This is a genomic window from Sphingomonas sp. PP-CE-1A-559 (genome assembly GCF_004340965.1).
Taxonomy (GTDB): Bacteria; Pseudomonadota; Alphaproteobacteria; order Sphingomonadales; family Sphingomonadaceae; genus Sphingomonas.
On record NZ_SLYA01000009.1, the window covers coordinates 16,095 to 30,700 of the forward strand.

The 14,606-nt window shown below is 61.2% G+C and carries 18 protein-coding genes, 1 pseudogene and 1 other annotated feature; of the genes and pseudogenes, 10 read left to right on the forward strand and 9 right to left on the reverse strand.

Annotation, left to right across the window (positions count from 1 at the left end; all coding sequences use genetic code 11):
• Positions 1–74: 74 nt before the first annotated feature.
• From C8J42_RS17300 to C8J42_RS17310, 3 genes are read left to right on the forward strand one after another with little or no spacing between them, the layout of a single operon-like run.
• Positions 75–1,289: a trypsin-like peptidase domain-containing protein gene (locus C8J42_RS17300; protein WP_133021083.1), complete on the forward strand. Its 1,215-nt coding sequence runs from the start codon at positions 75–77 to the stop codon at positions 1,287–1,289.
• A 59-nt stretch (positions 1,290–1,348) separates the two neighbouring features.
• Positions 1,349–2,032, forward strand: a complete 684-nt coding sequence (locus C8J42_RS17305; protein ID WP_279388763.1) for a response regulator transcription factor — start codon at positions 1,349–1,351, stop codon at positions 2,030–2,032.
• 2 nt (positions 2,033–2,034) lie between these two features.
• Positions 2,035–3,384, forward strand: a complete 1,350-nt coding sequence (locus C8J42_RS17310) for a HAMP domain-containing sensor histidine kinase (protein WP_133021085.1) — start codon at positions 2,035–2,037, stop codon at positions 3,382–3,384.
• Positions 3,385–3,612: 228 nt separating this feature from the next.
• Here the strand turns inward: C8J42_RS17310 and C8J42_RS17315 are convergent, their stop codons facing one another.
• From C8J42_RS17315 to C8J42_RS17325, 3 genes are read right to left on the reverse strand one after another with little or no spacing between them, the layout of a single operon-like run.
• Positions 3,613–3,960, reverse strand: coding sequence for a hypothetical protein (locus C8J42_RS17315; RefSeq protein ID WP_243644569.1), 348 nt, complete (start codon positions 3,958–3,960; stop codon positions 3,613–3,615).
• A gap of 12 nt (positions 3,961–3,972) precedes the next feature.
• Positions 3,973–4,986 carry an AI-2E family transporter gene (locus C8J42_RS17320; protein ID WP_056483529.1) on the reverse strand — a complete coding sequence of 338 codons (1,014 nt, stop codon included), beginning with the start codon at positions 4,984–4,986 and terminating at the stop codon, positions 3,973–3,975.
• Positions 4,983–5,852: a YihY/virulence factor BrkB family protein gene (locus tag C8J42_RS17325; protein ID WP_165895538.1), complete on the reverse strand. Its 870-nt coding sequence runs from the start codon at positions 5,850–5,852 to the stop codon at positions 4,983–4,985. The genes C8J42_RS17320 and C8J42_RS17325 overlap by 4 nt, the downstream gene beginning before the upstream one ends.
• Before the next feature lie 332 nt (positions 5,853–6,184).
• Positions 6,185–6,300, forward strand: a sequence feature (AL1L pseudoknot).
• Between C8J42_RS17325 and C8J42_RS17330 the strand changes: the two are divergent.
• Both C8J42_RS17330 and C8J42_RS17335 read left to right on the forward strand, forming a co-directional pair.
• Positions 6,200–6,360, forward strand: a pseudogene (locus C8J42_RS17330) (IS3 family transposase); the annotation flags it as partial. (Overlaps the previous feature by 101 nt.)
• Positions 6,361–6,764: 404 nt before the next feature.
• The gene (locus tag C8J42_RS17335) at positions 6,765–7,079 is read left to right on the forward strand and encodes a PilZ domain-containing protein (protein WP_133021088.1); all 315 of its coding nucleotides are present in this window, start codon (positions 6,765–6,767) and stop codon (positions 7,077–7,079) included.
• 75 nt (positions 7,080–7,154) lie between these two features.
• Here C8J42_RS17335 and C8J42_RS17340 read toward each other — a convergent pair whose 3' ends face one another.
• Complete coding sequence (locus tag C8J42_RS17340; protein ID WP_056483538.1) at positions 7,155–7,553, reverse strand: hypothetical protein; 399 nt, start codon at positions 7,551–7,553, stop codon at positions 7,155–7,157.
• Positions 7,554–8,241: 688 nt separating this feature from the next.
• Between C8J42_RS17340 and C8J42_RS17345 the strand changes: the two genes are divergently transcribed.
• Positions 8,242–8,829 carry a hypothetical protein gene (locus C8J42_RS17345; RefSeq protein ID WP_056483541.1) on the forward strand — a complete coding sequence of 196 codons (588 nt, stop codon included), beginning with the start codon at positions 8,242–8,244 and terminating at the stop codon, positions 8,827–8,829.
• 375 nt (positions 8,830–9,204) lie between these two features.
• A complete protein-coding gene (locus C8J42_RS17350) occupies positions 9,205–9,864 on the forward strand; it encodes an SOS response-associated peptidase family protein (RefSeq protein ID WP_133021089.1) in 660 nt (219 codons plus the stop codon).
• A 21-nt stretch (positions 9,865–9,885) separates the two neighbouring features.
• On the opposite strand, the gene C8J42_RS17355 is transcribed toward C8J42_RS17350, so the two are convergent.
• The 5 genes from C8J42_RS17355 to C8J42_RS17375 all read right to left on the reverse strand — a co-directional run bounded on the left by C8J42_RS17355 (position 9,886) and on the right by C8J42_RS17375 (position 12,901).
• Positions 9,886–10,230 carry a hypothetical protein gene (locus C8J42_RS17355; RefSeq protein ID WP_056483547.1) on the reverse strand — a complete coding sequence of 115 codons (345 nt, stop codon included), beginning with the start codon at positions 10,228–10,230 and terminating at the stop codon, positions 9,886–9,888.
• A gap of 88 nt (positions 10,231–10,318) precedes the next feature.
• The gene (locus C8J42_RS17360; protein ID WP_133021090.1) at positions 10,319–10,846 is read right to left on the reverse strand and encodes an ion channel; all 528 of its coding nucleotides are present in this window, start codon (positions 10,844–10,846) and stop codon (positions 10,319–10,321) included.
• A 106-nt stretch (positions 10,847–10,952) separates the two neighbouring features.
• Complete coding sequence (locus C8J42_RS17365) at positions 10,953–12,257, reverse strand: Y-family DNA polymerase (RefSeq protein WP_243644570.1); 1,305 nt, start codon at positions 12,255–12,257, stop codon at positions 10,953–10,955.
• The gene (gene umuD / locus C8J42_RS17370; protein ID WP_133021091.1) at positions 12,218–12,694 is read right to left on the reverse strand and encodes a translesion error-prone DNA polymerase V autoproteolytic subunit; all 477 of its coding nucleotides are present in this window, start codon (positions 12,692–12,694) and stop codon (positions 12,218–12,220) included. Before umuD ends, C8J42_RS17365 begins: the two co-directional genes overlap by 40 nt.
• A 3-nt stretch (positions 12,695–12,697) precedes the next feature.
• Complete coding sequence (locus C8J42_RS17375; RefSeq protein WP_133021092.1) at positions 12,698–12,901, reverse strand: hypothetical protein; 204 nt, start codon at positions 12,899–12,901, stop codon at positions 12,698–12,700.
• A 135-nt stretch (positions 12,902–13,036) separates the two neighbouring features.
• On the opposite strand from C8J42_RS17375, the gene C8J42_RS17380 reads away from it, so the two are divergent.
• From C8J42_RS17380 to C8J42_RS17395, 3 genes are all read left to right on the forward strand, one after another.
• Complete coding sequence (locus C8J42_RS17380; RefSeq protein WP_133021093.1) at positions 13,037–13,261, forward strand: YozE family protein; 225 nt, start codon at positions 13,037–13,039, stop codon at positions 13,259–13,261.
• A 702-nt stretch (positions 13,262–13,963) separates the two neighbouring features.
• Positions 13,964–14,155 (forward strand): hypothetical protein, encoded by a 192-nt coding sequence (locus C8J42_RS17390; RefSeq protein WP_133021094.1) that lies wholly within the window; start codon positions 13,964–13,966, stop codon positions 14,153–14,155.
• A gap of 200 nt (positions 14,156–14,355) precedes the next feature.
• Positions 14,356–14,541: a hypothetical protein gene (locus tag C8J42_RS17395; RefSeq protein ID WP_082452860.1), complete on the forward strand. Its 186-nt coding sequence runs from the start codon at positions 14,356–14,358 to the stop codon at positions 14,539–14,541.
• Positions 14,542–14,606 lie beyond the last annotated feature (65 nt).

The window sequence follows — 14,606 nt, forward strand, 5'->3', positions numbered from 1 at the left end:
TAATGTTCGCAACAGGCGGCGCTCATCGTCCGGTTCCAAAAGGAGCATAGGCTCACAGGACAAGGACAAAGACCGTGATACTCAACCGTCGACTGACCGTACGCCCGCTGATCGCTGCCGTCGCGCTAGGAACCACGGCACTCGTCGGTGTCGCAGGCGGGGCGATTGCCGCGGATGACGGTCGCACCAGCATCGCCGAGCGGTTCACGGCACCCGGGCCCGCTGCCGTCGCGTCGACAGGGGTGCATGCCTCGCTATCGGACATGGTCGAGGCCGTCGGACCGAGCGTCGTTCAAATCCAGGTCAAGCCCGCGTCTGCGCAGGAGCAGCAATTCGAACCGACGCAGTTCGGGTCGGATGACAGCGAACTGGCCGATCGACTGGGTCAGCTGTTCGGGTTCGGCATGCACGATCGCGGTGGGCAATCCGAGGCGCCACAACAGCAAGGCCCGCAGCGCGGATCGCTAGGCTCGGGGTTCATCGTCGATGCATCCGGGATCGTCATCACGAACAACCATGTCGTCAACGGCGCCGACCGCGTCACCGTCCAGATGTCGGACGGCCGCGAGTTCGCCGGTCGCGTCCTGGGGCGTGATCCCAAGATCGATGTCGCCGTGGTGAAGATTGAAGGGCAGGGTAAGTTCACCCCGATCAAATGGGGCGACAGCGACCATATTCGCGTCGGAGATAGCGTGTTTGCCGTTGGCAGTCCGTTCGGCCTTGGCAATACCGTTACTTCCGGCATCGTTTCCGCACGCGGCCGCGAGATCGGAGCAGGGCCTTACGACGATTTTCTGCAGGTCGATGCTGCGATCAACAGCGGCAACTCGGGTGGTCCGCTGTTCGATAGCGCGGGCCGGGTCGTCGGTGTGAACACCGCGATCTTCTCGCCGACTGGCGGCAATGTGGGTATCGGCTTTGCGATACCTGCCACCATGGCGCGGCAAGTCGCGCTTCAGATCGCGCGAACTGGCCACGTGTCGCGCGGCAGGATCGGCGTCTCGTTGCAGGACCTGACACCGGAGATCGCCAGCGCGATGGGATCGAACGTCACCAAGGGCGCGTTGATCGCCGAGGTTGAAGATGGTGGAGCAGCCGCGCGGTCCGGCCTGCAACGCGGCGACGTCGTTCGGCGCTTCGGATCCAAGCCGGTCGATAACGGGCGCGACCTTGCCCGCGCCGTAGCGGAGGCTCGGATTGGTTCGATCGTTCCGACACAGGTGCTGCGTGACGGCCGCCAGGTTTCCCTGAACCTGCGCATCGCAGGCGAAGCGATAGGCCAGTCCTGAGCCCATGGAACCGGGGGGCGGTACACGCGTCCGCTCCCTGACACCCCGAATGGAACGGTCTGACCTTGAAGCTGCTCCTGATCGAAGACGACGCACAGACCGCAGACTATGTTCGCCGTGGGCTGGTGGAGCTTGGCCATGTGTCCGATCACGCCGCCACCGGCATCGATGGCCTCACTGCCGCAATCGTCGGCCGATATGACGCGATCATTCTCGACCGGAACCTGCCCGAGCTCGATGGACTGTCGGTGCTGAAGGCATTGCGTGCGAAAGGAGATCGGACGCCGGTACTGCTTCTATCGGCCCTGGGGCAGGTGGACGACAAGATCGCGGGCCTTCAGGCCGGTAGCGACGATTATCTGGCCAAGCCCTTCTCGTTTGGCGAACTCGTTGCACGCCTGGAGGCGATAGTCCGTCGCCACAGCGACACCGACACGACGCAAGGTACCCGCCAGACGGGCTCCTTGACGCTCGACCTGCTCGGCCGCACGGCCATGCGCGACGGCCGGCGTATAGAACTGCTCAACAAGGAGTATCAGCTGCTCGACTATCTGACCCGCCATGCCGGGCAGGTGGTGACGCGGACGATGCTGATCGAGGCGATCTGGGATTACAATTTCGATCCGGGGACGAACGTCGTCGACGTCCATGTCAGCCGCCTGCGTGCCAAGATCGACGGTCCAGACGATAGTCCGATGATCCGAACCGTCCGCGGCTCGGGCTACAGGCTGGATGCTGTCTGACGATGCGCTGGCCGTCGACAGCCGCGCTGCGCGGTGCGCTTTGGATCACGCTGATCGCGTTGATCGCGACCGGGATCGCCCTGAGCGTACAATATGTCCAGACGGTACGCCTCCTCGACGCCCGCGCGCAGGCAGCGGTCGACGACGAGACGGCAGGGCTTATCGAGCGGTATCAGAGCGAGGGGCCATTTGCCGTGGCGCAGGCCGTGTCCCGTGCGGTCGGGCGCCCGCGCGTTACAGACTTCATCTATCTGATGACCGACGCTTCGGGCCAGCCGATCGCGGGAAACCTGGCAAAATGGCCCGGCGAGATCGACCGTACCGGGTATCGTAGTTTCGATACGCAGGTCGCGACGACGCGGGGCTTGGTGATCGAGCGACAGGTCGCCGCGCGTACGGTGCTTCTCGGCAACGACTATCGGCTGCTCGTCGGCAGCCTCTCGGACGATCGCCGCCTGCTGCATGACCGCTATATCTCCGCACTGGCCTGGTCGCTGATGGCTACCGGCGTGATCGGCCTGCTGTTCGGCTTCTGGTACAGCCGGCGCGGGCTCGCCTTTCTCGATGCTGCCAGCACCGCCGGCGATCGTTTTCGAGCCGGGCATCTGGACGAGCGCTTGCCCGTGACGGGGCGAGGCGATGAATATGACCGCCTTGCAGCGACACTGAACCATAGCTTTGCGGAGATCGAACGCCTGGTGGATTCGCTGCGAACCGCGACCGACGCGCTTGCTCATGATCTAAAGACGCCGCTGACGCGTATCCGGTCTCGGCTCGAACTTGCGGCCCTTGGCGGGGATCAAAATGATGCGATGTCGGATATGCGCAGTGATCTCGATGCCCTGCTCCGGACGATCGACGACACGCTACGACTGGCTAGAGCGGAAACAACGATGGCCAGCGAGTTCGTTCCTGTCGATCTGGCGGCAATCGTCGGCGAGGCCGTTGAACTGTTCGAACCCGTAGCCGAAGATCGGGGCCTCTTACTGAATGCCAAAGTATCGACGGCGATAGTCAGAGGCGTGCGATCGCTTCTCGGACAACTCGTCACGAACTTAATCGACAATGCGATCAAATATACGCCCCCAGGCGGTCTCGTGTCAGTCAGCCTCGGCCACCGTCATGACGGGCTGTGGTTGATCGTGTCCGATACCGGGCCGGGGATACATCCGGATCAACGCGAGCATGCCTTGTCCCGTTTTGTCAGGCTCGACGCTAGCCGTAATTCCGAAGGCAGTGGCCTTGGACTCAATATCGCGCTCGTTGCCGCAAGGGTTCACGGCGCCCGCCTTGCTTTAGCCGACAACACCCCGGGACTAAGGGCAGAAGTTCACTTCCCAAACGCAATGTGAAATTGCGTTACCTGTAAGGCAAATAAGTTTCCGCGTCGGTGCGCAAATGCCCCCGAACGGCACCTACATTCTGTGATGTCAGATTCTAAGATCGAAAGTCCGGGCTTTCCCGTGTCTCTCTTGAGGTCAGCTCAAGAGCGGCAGGAAACGGAAAAGGGCGCCCAATATTACTTGGACGCCCCTCCAGAGCGAGCTGTGCTTGGGAGCGGCTCGTCCTGTCTCGTAAAATTACATGCCGTTCGACAGGTTCGTGTCGGGATCATTCGTTCGCATGTCTTCAGCCTGATTTTGACCGGTTGCGCGAACGGCGTCGGCCTTGTTCTCCAGACGATCCTCAACTGCTTCGTTATCGACCCGGTCCGCGGCATCCTCGAGGTTATCTGCAACCGCTTCGGTGTTGGATTCGATCTTGTCTGCGGCCTGTTCGCGTGGGCTGGAGTTGCAGGCCGAAAGCGAGACGAGCCCTGCTGCAATCGCGATTACGAATGTCTTCTTCATTTTCGATCCCCTGTTTTTGACTGCGTGTTCTTGTGGCGTAATCGCTGACCGGAGGCTTTGTTCCTGTTCGTTAGGCACTTCACCTCGTCGTTACGACGACAACAGCTTGGCGATCCAGCGGCTGCGATCGAACTGGGCGCAGATCATGACGATCGCCGCGGTCAGCGGCACCGCGATCAGTGCGCCGGCGATGCCCCATACCCAGCTCCAGAACGTCATCGCGACGATGATAGCCAGCGGCGACAGCGACAGCTGCTTGCCCTGCAGGATCGGGTAGACGACGTTGCTGATCGTCATCTGCAGGACCACGAATCCTGCGAACACCAGCAACGGCATCTGCCACCCGCCGAACTGGATGAACGCGAAGAGCACAGGCGGGACGATGCCGACAATGTTGCCGATGACGGGGACGAAATTGAGCAGGAAGTTGAGGATGCCCCAGACCAGCACCAGCTCGAGCCCCGTCATCCACGACCATAAAGATGACGCGACGCCGGTCAGGATGCTGGTCGCGAGCGTGGTGCCGAGATAGCGGCGGATCTGGCCGGAAATCTTTTCGCCGACCTCGAGCATGTCGCGTCGCGCACCGCCCTCGAACATCTCGTACAGCTTGCGCCGAAGCCGTGGCACTTCGGGCAGGCCGAGCATCACCACGATGCCGATGAAGCCGACATAGGTGACGAAGGCGTAGACGCCGCTCGCCAGCATCTGGACCAGCATCGTGATCCGCTGCCGGTTGATCGTCCCGGCGATCGGCACGCCGCGATCCGCCGCCCAAGTGGCGAGGTGGTTATAACCGCGCTCGAGACCTGCCCATTGCGAGGCAACCGCGCCGATCACCTGACCGACCGACAGGTACACCGCCGCGGCGAACGCTCCGAGGATCGTGACCAGCGACAGGAGGGTCAGCGTATAGGCGACCCAGGAGGGCATGAACCGCGCAAGCCAGCGTTTCAGGGGCCAGAGCGCGGCGACGATGATTGCGGCAAAGGCGATCGGCATGATGACCGCAAAGCCGATGCGCAGCGCGGCGATCAGCAGGATCGCGGTGATGATGCCGAGCAGGCGGTTGCGGTAGCGGTCCTGCACGGGGATGTCGGTCATTCGTCACGTTCCTTTATGTGTTCGCCGGCATGGCACATGGCTTCGGCATTGAGGCGCGCGCCCAGCAGAAGGGCCCAGGCCGACACCATCAGCCAGAGCATCAGCACCACGACCGCGGATAGCGAGCCATAGGTGTCGTCGAAGCGCGCGAACCGCGCGACATAGGCGCGAAACATCATCGTCGCGGTCAGCCAAAGGGCAACGCCGGCGATCGTGCCGGGCAGGGCGCTGCGCCACGCGATAGCCTCCGACGCCGGGGCATAGCGATACAGGATGATCAGGCCGCCACCTGCGCCGAGCGTCAACGAACCGAACAGCGTGATCGCCGACGCCAGCCGGGCACCCGGCAGTCCGTCGGGAACATAGCTCTGGAGGAAAGTGAGGACGGACAGTGAGATAAGCGCTGTCAGTACGAGCGCGGCGCAGCTCAGGACTACGATCGTCGACACCAGTTGTCGGCGCAGTCCGCTACGCTCGCGTTCGATCCGATAGGCTAGGTTGATTCCGTGAAGCAGCGACCGTCCCGCACGACGCGCACTGAACAGCGCGATCCCGAGCGACACGATCAGCGTGACGATCCCGTCGCGACCGCTGGCAAGTCCGCGGTTCAGGTTCGCGGCCACCAAATGCTGTGCGCTGACCGGCAGGATGGCGACGATCCTGTCCATATTGTCGGCGACTGCGGTTGGTGGAACCACCATGCCATAAACGCCCGCAATGACGCCGGCGAGCGGGATCATCGCCAGGAAGGCGGCAAACGCGATCGAACTCGCCGCGATGCCGAAATCGTCACGCAGCGCGCTACGGACCGTTCGGACCGATAGCACAGTCCACAGCCCGATCCGACCAAGCGCTTGGGTAGACATCTTGACACGCAGCAGACGAAAGCCGGCACGAAGGATTTGGCTACCCTTCAAGTCCGTAGCCATCATGGGTCAGTATTTCCGGTCCAGGGATCAGCCGTGAAGCCGCGGCAGGAAAGATCGATCACGGTCAGCTCCACGTTGCTCCGGCATACCGTTCGAGATGGGGACGGGGTTCCGCGCAATCGTTAGCATCGTCGTCACCTACCGCAGTCCATTTGTGAGGAGGGCCAAAGTCGTTCTCGGGGTGCAACGAGCGCCCTTCAACCAGCGGTCGCGCGTCGGAAGGCAGCGCTCGCAGAATCATCCCGCGGTTGATGGGCCGAAGGGGCGTCGGCATATTTCGCGCAGGCGGAACTCGACCGCCCGTTCCGGAGATGATCGCTTTTATTGATGCTCACCGCGATGCCTTTGGGTCGGGCCGATCTGCCGTGTCCTGCTGATCGCCCCATCCACCTATTACGAGCACGTCGCGCAGCGACAGGACCCATCGCGTCTGCCGGCACGCGCGTGAGGATCTGATCCTCAAGCCCGAGACTGGTCGCGTGGCTTGAAATCACACAAATGGTGATCCCTGCGGGAATCGAACCCGTGCTTCAGCCGTGGACCCGTAAAACTCTTTGTTATCAACGCCGGTTTCCCGATTGGCCCTCATTGTTAATTCAATAAGATTCAATGACTTACGGGGGACTGGTGCATCGGTCGCGGTCGCGGTTCGAGTGCAGGTGGCGGGAACCCAGGCGAGGACAATGACTTCGCCACCTCAATAAGTGGAGGAATAACAGGAGGACGCGGTTCGAAGGCGTAATGGCGGGGTTGGGGGCTCCAACCCGACATTGCCCCTCTCCAATCGCTAAAACATTCCATCCTGCTTTATGATATAGAAATGTCAGATACGCTGGCCTAACAAGTGTTATGTTCAGCGCAGATTTCGAAGCCGCGAAGACAGGTCAGCGTGGCGCGGCCCGATCAGCGATCGGCTTAGATGCCGAGCTTGATGGCTTGCATCGCACGTTGTGCCGAGTTTCGGATATTTCAGTCAGTGGTGCACGGCTCAGGACGTACTCCGCACTTAAGGTCGGTTCTGTCATCTGGTTGACCCTCCCGTTGGTAGGACGAGTGTCGGCAACCGTGAAATGGGCAGATGAGTACAATTCGGGCTGCCAGTTTGCCGAACCGCTGGAGCCTGCGATGATCGAGGCTTTGCTGGTGGAAGCGGGGCGGAAGTAGGTGTCGTGCTGACAGGTCAGGTGCCAGTATGTCATTTGCCTCGTTGAAAACGACGGGCGATAAGTTCGTCTCTGCTTATCTCAGGCGCCCCCGCACGTCGTCAGCGCTAGGGAAGTCGGCAATGCGACGAACGAACGATCCGTACATCCTAAGCGGGTCACTGCCGTCGGGTAGCGTGTAGATCGTGGACGATGACAGAACGTCCGTCGCCGGGTCGAAAACAGACTGCCCATTGCTCAGCGTGATCGTCGTCTTAAACGGAATTGTACGATGGAAGGTGATGACCACCCGATCGCCCTCAATATTGTACGTGCCCACCACCTCGGCCGCCTCACCGACTCTTATTTCCCCAGCGCGTAGAACGAAAAAGTTCATGGCCGTTCGATCGAGCGACTGTTCTTCCTCGAGATAAAACCATTCGCCTCTCAGGGCATCTTCAGTGATCGTCGCTATCCTTGCTCCCATGCCGATCATTCTATGAACTCGCGGACGGAAACGGAAGGCGTAGGTTCCCGCAATGACTGACTTTGATGGTTCCCTAGATCTCGAACTGAGTGTGGCGTGCAACCGCCTTGCTGCTTGGGTTGGGCCGTTGCCCGAAGGGCAAGTGATCGATCCTGCGTCTGGCCTGACAGAGCGCGACCTAGCGATGATCCTACGCCGCCTTTATGCGACGCGAGAATACGCCCCAAGCAAGACCGCTACCGGGAATGAGGCCGAGGACCGCTACGGTAGGCTATCCGTGCCAGTCATAAAGAAGGGGCCATGGGCATGATCAAATGGGTCGACACGCACGACGGCAGGTAAGTCGATATCCGACACCGACCTTTAAAGCCTCTACGCCGTGGGCGGCAGCAGGTGCGACATGGAAGACGGCGTCTCGCGAATGGTTGTTGCGGCGCAACAGGCGCTGCCGCTACTATGGACCGTCGCGGCGGGCATCTTACACCGTGCTCGTCACACGCGTTCGTCGCGGCATTGTTTCATTTTGAGAATCAGCGGGTATTGCCTACCGTATAGGTAAGTGTCAGTATTGTGACATCGCAGCGGGTTGAGCATTCCCAAGACGCCTCCCCGCTGCGGTGCTTCCGGTTTCTATGCAGGACTGCCGCATGAAGCGATTCTATTTGCCAGACGGCGCTCGATAGCGGTAACTCCCTGTATGGGAACCTTTTTAAAGCTGGCTGCCGCTTTCCTCGCATGGAGTTTCACCGCGGTTCCTGCGCAGGCCGCAGTGACGATTACGTTCTGGAGCCACGAGCTTGGCAACAGCTTCCCCCATGCATTTTTCACGTTGCGCGGAATACCCGATGTTGGTGGCGCGCCGGTTGATACGAATGTCGGGTTCACTGCTAAATCGGTCTCGCCAGCACTCTTGATGGGGCCCGTTGCGGGAAAGCTCGACATTGCCAAGCCAGGGTACATTGCTGGCAGTGATGCACAATTCTCAGTTGTGATGAGCGATGCACAGTATGGAGCGGTGCTGCGGTTGGTCGATGCGTGGAGCGAGGGGAAGCCCGACAGCGTGTATCGCCTATCAGATCACAACTGTGTGACCTTCGTGAAGGAAGCGGCGCGGATCGTTGGGCTTACAGGGCTCGACCAGCCGAAGCTGATGAAGAAACCTAGATCGTATCTGAAGGCCGTACAGGCTGGGAATGCCGGCCGCATCACGCCGCTTGGCCTTCACGGCAAGGCTTATCTTGCCAGTCTTGCTCCCGTCGCTCTGACTGCCGAGATGCCCAGGTGAACTACCGTCGCGGTTGCTAAGCGGCTTAACCCTCCCCATGATTTGCCAGCCAAGGTCGTCCTCCGGCCTGGGCCGGCCCGCCTCGTGTTCTCTTGGCTATCGAGGCGGGCCGTTACCGCGAAACCGGTTCGAGTTTTCCGCGTTGATTCAGTGCCAAGTATCCCCGGAAAGTGACTGCCGGCCCGCCCTTTGAGTAGCCCGGCAATCATAGACCTTGACCATTCTCAGCGATATCGGAACCATCATGAATAACCCGCGCGAATGGTTTCAGCCGAAAGTAGTAGGGATCGGTTGGTCCCCTCGAACCTGGGAGGGTTGGGCGATCATTGTCTCCGTGATCGCGGTCGGCGCGCTTGTCGGTCGGGTGAACCTCTAATGTGTAATCGCGCCCGGTTCGACGGCGAGCCGGAAACCATCACTGAACGATTTAGTGCCGAATGGCTTGCCGCCAAGCCGATGGACAACCGGTTCGATCCCAAGGAGCTGCGCCCGTTCGGGCGGGCGTACGTCGTGCGGAACGAAGCCGATCGCCGCGGGCTCGACGTGATGGAATGGGACGTCCTGGCGGGGCAGGCGAAACAATCAAGCCGCAAGATTGCGCAGACCAACGTTCGCACCCTGCATCTGCCGCAGTGGCGGTCGTTGGTCACTGATCCGGCGAACCGCTGCCTCATCCCGCTAACAGAGTTTTGCGAATGGGCCCGCGAGCCGACCGACCTTGGAGACGGCAAGAAGCCTATCAAGGGGGAGATGTGGTTTGGAGTGACCGATCAGCCGGTGTTCGCGATCGCCGGTTTCTGGCGGCAGGTCAGCGAACAGCGATACTTCGCGATGGTCACTTGCGACGCGAACGAACTGGTGGCGCCGATCCACCCCAAGGCGATGATCACGATCCTGCGGCCGGACGATCATGAGCGGTGGCTGACCGGTAGCTATGACGATGTCCTGTCGTTGCAGCGCCCATATCCTGCCGACCGAATGACGGTACGCGGGCCAGTGTTTCCGACGCGCACGCCGACGTCTCGGTTGATCTAAATACGGTCAGCTTCGTCCGGCTCAGGTTTTAGCCAGACCAGATTGGGCCGGGTCGACCTTTATCTCCGTGTCGCTGGGTTCGAAGCGGATCGTCCAACGGGGATACCCTTCCGGCGAAACTTCAATGTCAGGCAAGCCGATCGGATCGGTACCTGTTTCGACCCAGCCAGCACCGTGGCACCGGTCGCATGCCATTCGCTTGCACCGGAAACTGACGAGATCGATCTCGGTATTCCACTGCCCGCGGCCCTTGCAGACCGAGCACATGGCATCGAGGCTGCCGTTGCGGGGCTGGAGGGGTACGATGTCGAACGCATGCGGGCTGTCAGGTCCGTCGCAGTAAACGATATTGCTGGCGTGGGGCATGCGATCTCAATTCTAAGTTTCGTGCTCTAACGTCGGGTTTCGTCGTGCAGATCCCGTTACGCTGTCATCTCCCTCCGGAAAATTCGTCTTATCTACCGCCGTCTGAATGTTGTTCAGCTTCCGCCCAGGGTGTCAGCGCCAGCCGCTGCCGGAACTCGTCCAGGCATTGGGCGCGACGCGTCGGCTCCTCATCGTGCAGGAAGCGCCGCATGTCGGCCTCGAGCCGGGCTGCAGCGGCAAAGCTCCCGTCTTTGGTCGGCGTCATCATTCCCCGGATCGCCGCGATGTCTTCTTTCAGCTGCTCCTGCTCGCTGTGAGTGAATGCATCACTGTCCACGATCAGCTTGGCCGACATGATTGCCGTCATCATCGGGAAGGCAAAACCTGGACCGAAGTGCATGAGGAAGAGCGCTACCGCCCGACCCGTCTTCGTGACCGGGTAGATGTCGCCATAGCCGGTCGTGGTCGCCGTGGTGAATGCCCACCAGAATGAGTCGACCGCGTCATATTTACCCTCGGCAATCTCGAAAATGATCGCTGATGTAGTGACGGTGACGAAGTAGATTACCGCGACGAGGAGAAACGATCGGCCCATTAGCGATGCGAGTTTCTTCATAGCCCACCCTCGTTGGCGCCCGCCCCCGGACAACTGCGATGAAGCGTATCGCTGTTCACGACATTGATCCACCAATGTCGTGAACGTGCGCTTGAAGGGAATGCGACTACGCCCGAACCGTCGGCACCTGCCCGATGTCCGTCGTCCACGCCGGCGACCGCATCTCGGACCGCATCTTCCATTCGCGCTTGAACCCCTGTGACGCCGTCACCGCAGTCCACGTTCCAAACCTGCCATTGATCGCGTCGAGCGCTCCCATCAGTCGATCGCGCTTGGCCGTATCCTCTTCGAACAGCGTGCGCGGCCGCTCATCCTCGGAAAGCAGATCGTCGAGCATGATGCCGGCCTTCGTGTAGGCGTATCCGTCGCGCCACGCCTTCTCAGCGCCACGCCTGGCCGCCGCGATCAGTTCGAGGCTGTCATTTGTCATCGGATGCAGCGTCACCATGCGCGATGCGCCGTACTGAGGCCGGTCGGGCTTGTGCTTGTTCGTATGGAAGAACGCGGTCAGCCGGGCCGCGACGAGCCCGTGCGATCGGAGCTTCTCGCCGGCTCGCAGCGCGTATTGCGACAGCGCGCCCATCATCCGCTCGAAGTCGCAGATCGGTGTCCCGAACGACCGGGTGACAGCCATGCCCTTGCGCCGCGGCTGGACCGACTCGACCGCATTGGACGGGACCCCGCGTAGCTCGGCAACCAGCCGCTCAAGAACGACTGTCCCGACGGCACGCGCCTGCTTCATCGGCATGTCTCGCAGCGCGCCAGCGGTGTTGATCCCCAGGTCGGTCAGCTTGCGTGCAGTGGCACCGCCAACGCCCCACACGTCACCAACCGCGAAGGCGTGCATCACATCGCGCCGCACGTCGTCGTCGCGAAGATCGGCCACGCCGTCGAACCGCTGGTCCTTCTTGGCAGCGGCGTTCGCCAGCTTCGCCAGTGTTTTGGTTTCTGCGATGCCGACGCAGGTGGGGATCGTCGTCCAAAGCTGGACTTGAGCACGCATCGCATTGGCGTGGGCAACGAGATCACGGCCCTCAAATCCGGCCAAGTCCAGGAACGTCTCGTCGATTGAGTAGATCTCGAAGTCGCGGGCGAAGGACTCGCAGGCAGCGATCACCCGGCGCTGCATATCACCATAGAGCGCATAATTCGACGACCGAACCTGGATGCCGTGCCGTTTCACCTTATCGCGCAGGTGGTGGATCGGATCACCCATCTTGATGCCCAGGGCTTTCGCCTCGGCCGATCGCGCAATGGCGCACCCGTCGTTATTCGACAGCACGATGACGGGCACGCCGACCAGGCTGGCGTCGAAGGCCCGCTCGCACGAGACGTAGTAGTTGTTGCAGTCGATCAGGGCGATGGGCGTACTCATACCATCTTGCGCGCGATGCCAACGACCGTGCCCCATATCTCGACATGCTCATCGACCAGGATGTCCGCGAACCCTTCGGCCTCGGGAACGAGCCAGTGACGGCCGTCGACGTAGCGCAGACGCTTCAGCGTCCGGTCGCCATGCACCAGCGCCACGACAATCGCGCCGGCCTTCGGCTTTTTGGCTCGGTTCACGACGATCAGATCACCGTCGTTGATCCCGGCACCGGACATGGATCGGCCATCCACGCGCATTATGTAGCTCGCAGCCGGATGCTCGACGAGCCACGCACCCAGGTCGATCGGTTCCTGCATGTCGTCCTGCGCGGGCGACGGAAACCCGGCTTGCGTATGGACGAGGAAGAAGGGCACCTCGCACGGCACCAGTTCGAACGGGACGTCGTGGAGCCGCAGCACTTCGTCACGACGGTTCAGCGCAACGACGACCGGCCGGTCTGAGTTGGTCGAGCGCATGATCTACAGGATCGCGGCAAAGAGGAGTGGGTCGTGCTGGTCAGCCAGAACCGACCGTGCGTCCTGGGCAGCGCCCACGGCCTGCCGGTACTCCACAGTTCCGAACCGTTCGGCCTCGTCGAAGCTGAATTGCACTGCGTCAATAGATGGATAGACGTTGCCGTATATTGCGCGGGCAGCCGCTCTCAGCCGCAGATCGTGCTGCATTTCGTTGCTCCGTCAGTATCGAGTCGCCGGTCGTGGCCTGTCCCTAGCTAGGCGCGATCCCCGCTGATTCGCAAGAACATTGCAAGAACATCAACCTGATGCGATTGGCGGCCCAACGATTCGAGGGACGCAAGAATGACCGACGACGACGAGCCGAAGGCAGCATTTGGCCAGTGGCTTATGGCGCAGAAGGACCGAAGCGAGCTCGTTGGCCAGTTGGCGGCCGGCGCCGTCGTCGATCGGCGCTTTCCCCGCACCGGAGATCCAGACGCCGTGCGCAAACATCTCAGCGCCATGCAGGCTGAGGGCGACATGTTCGCCGCGGTCGACGACGCCGAGTCCGACTGGTTGTCGGCTTGATGCCGGGCGCGTGGGAACAGGCCTTCGCATTGATGGCTGATCACGGACAGATGGGCGCCTGCCAGATCGTAGCGTCCGGTATGGCAAAGACGCCACCAGGGCAGCCGGAGCAGTACCGACAGTGGGAGGTTTTAGCCGACTGCCTGAACGCTGTAGCAGACGCGAGCCGGACGAAGCACTGATGAGAGTAGTTCGATGATCGCCCTCGCACCAGCCACGACGTTCTCATGCACGGTGACCCGCGTACACGACGGCGATGGGCCTTTATGGTGTTCGAACGGCGTCAAGGTTCGGATTGCCGGCGTCCAGGCGCCGGACTTCGAAAGCGCGTAGCCTTGTCGCGCGGCGGACCCGCGGCGGGTAAACTATCGCTGTGACAACGCCGCTGCCAAACGCAGCCAGCAGATCGTCGAACGTCTGGTGCTGCGGAAGACGTTGCGATGTGAGGCGACTGGTAAAAGCTACAGCCGTATGGTTGCCAGGTGCACGCTGCCGGACGGACGGTCGCTGTCGTGCGCCGCAATTGCTTCCGGCGCGGCCGTGCGGTGGGATCGGTACTGGCGGCAGTATCGCATGGGGGAGTGTCGCTGACCCAAAGGTGAGCCGGACTGACATCTTGGAGGGGGTGTACGGTGGGCGCAGCGGTGGGGTTGCCCCTTACCGCATTACAGCTCAATTCAGACGAACAACCGGGAGATACTAATGCTTGATCGACTTCAGCAGGCCGCGATGGCCGCAGAAGGTAACCTGGCGGTGACGCTATCGCTCAACATCAGCGGTGCGGTAAAGATGACGCTGCACACGGCAGACGAGCTTGGTGTCCTCGCAACCCTCAATAGCGCCACGACATTCGTGCCGTGGACATCCATCAAATATGTACAAGTCGAAGGTTGAACCCCATTCCAATATCCGGCCCCCCCTAATTACCGTTAACCGTTGAATCAGGCGGCATACGGTAACTGAAGCACGCTGCGAGCGATCATGACGTCATGGTGCAGCCGCTGGTTGCATTCGCATGCGCCGGGCAGGATAGCGAGCCGCGACCAAACTGTTTGGCGGTTCCGCTAATGCATGTTGGCACTGGATAAATTGAAATGACCCCTGCCGAAACCTACCGTGCAAACGCGGCCTCACAACGCCACGCGGCGGAAAATACGACGCTCGCTAACCGTCGCGATATGCACGAGCGCTCAGCTTCAACATGGGAAGCGATGGCGGACGCAACTGAAGCAACTGCTGCGCGTGCTGTCGTCAACGCTGCTGCCAAGGCTGACCGCTGAGGCGTCATACTTTTGCGACAAGGTCGGTTGGCGATGGTCATCCTTTTGTGTGCCATTCGCGTTAA